The following is a 2,917-nucleotide window of genomic DNA, read 5'->3' as shown; positions in this document are numbered from 1 at the left end:
GGGCACGTAATTTTCATTTCGTATTTTTTCAGCCCTGATAGCGACGATCGCTGCTTCTCGGCGGACAGCGGCTCGGCGATCCGACTTGACCCAAGCATGATCCGGATGCTGGGGCCTTTTCGATTAGGAACGAAGTGGATGCAGTGGCATTGGCTGCCCTGTTCTGTGCCGCATCGCTACCGGCACTGAGAACGTCCAGTAAACTGGCCCCAGCTTCCACGGTCGCCGGGGCCGCTTTTCGGGGTGCCCTTAGTCCTTCGGCCGGTGCCGACGAATTTGCGCCCCCCGGCTTTCACGTCCGCGTTCGGCTGATGCGCTTACGTATCCAGCGGTCCTAACCGCAAAAATTTTTTCGACCGGGTTCTTGACAGGGCATCTCCGATTTTTATTTTTCTCGCGCCAGCCCCATCGCGGAGGCTGGGGCCTGGTCGCCCTCGGGGCCAGGCGAGACGGGCACCGGTCGTGTCCGGTGCCGTCCATATCCATCTTGCTCTATGGAGGATTTGGCTATGCGCACATACGACTTCTCTCCCCTGTTCCGGTCGACCATCGGATTCGACCGGCTCTTTGATCTCGCCGAAGCAGCCCACCGGGCCGGCGAAGATCACTACCCGCCCTACAACATCGAACGGCTGTCCGAAGACCGCTATCAGATCGTGCTCGCGATCGCCGGTTTTGCGCCCGACGAAATTTCTGTCACGGCGGAGCAGAACGTTCTGACTGTCGAAGGCGTCAAGGTCGAAAAGGCCGAGCGCGAATACATCTATCAGGGCATCTCGACGCGCAGGTTCAAGCGCCAGTTCAGCCTGGCCGATTACGTCGAGGTCAAGAGCGCGGCGTTCGACAACGGGCTTGTCAGGATCGAGCTGGCGCGCGAAGTGCCGGAGGCGATGAAGCCGCGACGCATCGCCATCAATGCGGCGTCGAACACGGCGCCCCGACAGCTGGAAAGCGTCGCCGCCTGATCGAAACGGCGAAGCCGCGTCCGACGAACGGGACGCGGCTTCGTCTTCTCAGCAACTCGTCTTTCGAACGGAGGCATCCATGCGGCCGACGACCGCGCCTGCTCATAACGTTATTGGCTTTCATCTGCCGACTTGCACCCACCACGAATATGAGACCCCGCACGATGTGGTGCGGGATCCTCGCCTGAGCCTCGCCGAGAAGCGCGCTCTCCTGGCATCCTGGGCCTCGGACGCCAGCGCTGTAGCGTCCAATCCCGCCTTGCGGGCATCCAAGGGGCTCAAATCGCCCGTTCCTGTCCGCGACATCCTCGAAGCGCTTCGCGCGCTCGACGGCGATCCGCGCCATCCGCCAGGCGGCCGGCCTGCCCGCCTGCGCTCCGTCGACCGCTGCCTGGCTGCATAGGAGCGCGAGATGACAGACATCAGGCTACCGAAGCAGGTCATCGACCGCCTCGAGGGACGCTGGCGGTCAAGATTTGGACAGGCAAGGCGCCGGAGCTCAGAACTGTTCGACCACCGGCTTGAACAGCTGCGCGCTCACCGCAACAATATTCATCGGTATCGGCGACTGCTGCAGACCCAGCTCTCCGACCTCGAGCGCGAATTCATCGAAAGACGGCTCGCCGAAGAAGTCACGGCGATGCAAGGCCTCGCGGCCGACATTCCGCCACTTCCCTCCTCGTTCGATCGCGCGGCTTGCGAGGAGATCACGTCATGAATGGGCTGCAACAACTGCTCATAAGAGGCAGCGAAAAGTCATCGGTCACTATCAATTCCTGCTGGATAGCGCGACCTCGGAACAAGAGCGCGAACGCTATCGACGGAGGATCGAGGAAGAACGCCGGATACTAGGCCGGTTGCTCGATAGCGACGTTCAATCGACACGCGCAGCGTGAGGCATCGCGTTCGCGCCGGGCTGGCGCCGGTAGGCACGACTGTAGCGCTGCTCGACAGGCAGGGCAGAAATGACCAGACTGTGTCTCAGTCGGCGTTGCGGCGCGGCTTGGCGGGCGCCTTCTTCGCCTTGGTGGATTTCGCGGGCGGCGCCTTGCCACCGCTCTGGATGCTCTGCTTCAAGGCGTCCATCAGGTTGAATACGTTGCTCGGGGTGGGCTCGTTGTTCCCCGATTTGCCGCGACGGAACTGCGGCGCGATTGGGAGGCCTGAATGGCAAAGAATGCAAGAAGCAGATCGCGCGTGGTCGCAAGCAGGACCGTGCGCGCGTCGCCGGCGGGCAGGATTACGAGGTGAGCTATGAGGCGAAGAAAGCCCGGAAGTCGGCAGCGTCGGTGAAGAAGGCCGTCAAGAAGGTCGGCAACCGAAAAGGCCCCAGCGCTTGGGAGCACGCTGGGGCCATGGGGCTTTCCACTCACACTGTCAGAATGCGGCTTGGTCGGGCTGATGTGCCGCATTCGTCAGATGAACAAGCTTCGGCCATGCTCGTTCCTAGCAGCCATAGAAAAGGCCCCAGCACCTTTGGGGGCCTTGAGGCCGGCGCTGAGGCCAGTGGGATGGTCGGGCGCGAACCCGACAAACCAACGTTAGCGCCTCCCTTTGCAATTGCCATTTTATTCTGTCGCCCGGAACCGGATAATATGGGTGGAGCCGAAGATTTGCAGGCCAGAGCTCATGCCAACTTTAGATGAGCAAATAACAGTCGCAGAAAAGCATGTTCAGGATGGGCGTCGCATTGTGGCAAACCAACGCGAGCGGATTGCGAGGGGCACGTGTTATAATGAGGCAGAGGCTCGGGAATTGCTCGAAATGTTCGAGCAAGCGCAGGCGCTATTCGAGAGCGCCCTTGAAACGGCTCTTGGCGCTGCGAAATTCAACCTGAGAAACATTCGAAGAAAAAGACCCCAGCGACTGTGGAAGCTGGGGCCAGTGGCTGGGCGTTCTCAATGCCGGTAGCGATGCGGCACCGAACAGGCCGATCAATGCCGATGCATCCG

At 61.1% G+C, this 2,917-nt stretch carries 4 protein-coding genes and 1 pseudogene; all 5 read left to right on the top strand.

Annotated features, from left to right (window positions below; all coding sequences use genetic code 11):
• Positions 1-189 (top strand): hypothetical protein (locus AKL29_RS43945; RefSeq protein WP_210168316.1); only part of this gene is annotated, 189 nt, incomplete at its 5' end.
• A gap of 320 nt (positions 190-509) precedes the next feature.
• The gene (locus AKL29_RS02595) at positions 510-965 is read left to right on the top strand and encodes an Hsp20 family protein (protein WP_050382879.1); all 456 of its coding nucleotides are present in this window, start codon (positions 510-512) and stop codon (positions 963-965) included.
• Between the two features lie 79 nt (positions 966-1,044).
• Positions 1,045-1,368, top strand: coding sequence for a hypothetical protein (locus tag AKL29_RS02590; RefSeq protein WP_028337867.1), 324 nt, complete (start codon positions 1,045-1,047; stop codon positions 1,366-1,368).
• 9 nt (positions 1,369-1,377) lie between these two features.
• A complete protein-coding gene (locus AKL29_RS40140) occupies positions 1,378-1,683 on the top strand; it encodes a hypothetical protein (RefSeq protein WP_321177172.1) in 306 nt (101 codons plus the stop codon).
• A gap of 445 nt (positions 1,684-2,128) precedes the next feature.
• Positions 2,129-2,290 (top strand): annotated as a pseudogene (locus AKL29_RS40130) (DUF3606 domain-containing protein); the annotation flags it as partial.
• Positions 2,291-2,917 lie beyond the last annotated feature (627 nt).

Source organism: Bradyrhizobium pachyrhizi (assembly GCF_001189245.1).
GTDB classification, from domain to species: Bacteria; Pseudomonadota; Alphaproteobacteria; order Rhizobiales; family Xanthobacteraceae; genus Bradyrhizobium; species Bradyrhizobium pachyrhizi.
The sequence above is the reverse complement of the archived record's forward strand: the minus strand, read 5'-3'. Positions and strand labels throughout refer to the sequence as shown.

Bases quoted from the DNA above. Each gene is read 5' to 3' on its own strand.
- AKL29_RS02590 (WP_028337867.1), top strand. From the start codon at position 1,045: ATGCGGCCGACGACCGCGCCTGCTCATAACGTTATTGGCTTTCATCTG.
- AKL29_RS40140 (WP_321177172.1), top strand. From the start codon at position 1,378: ATGACAGACATCAGGCTACCGAAGCAGGTCATCGACCGCCTCGAGGGA.
- AKL29_RS02595 (WP_050382879.1), top strand. From the start codon at position 510: ATGCGCACATACGACTTCTCTCCCCTGTTCCGGTCGACCATCGGATTC.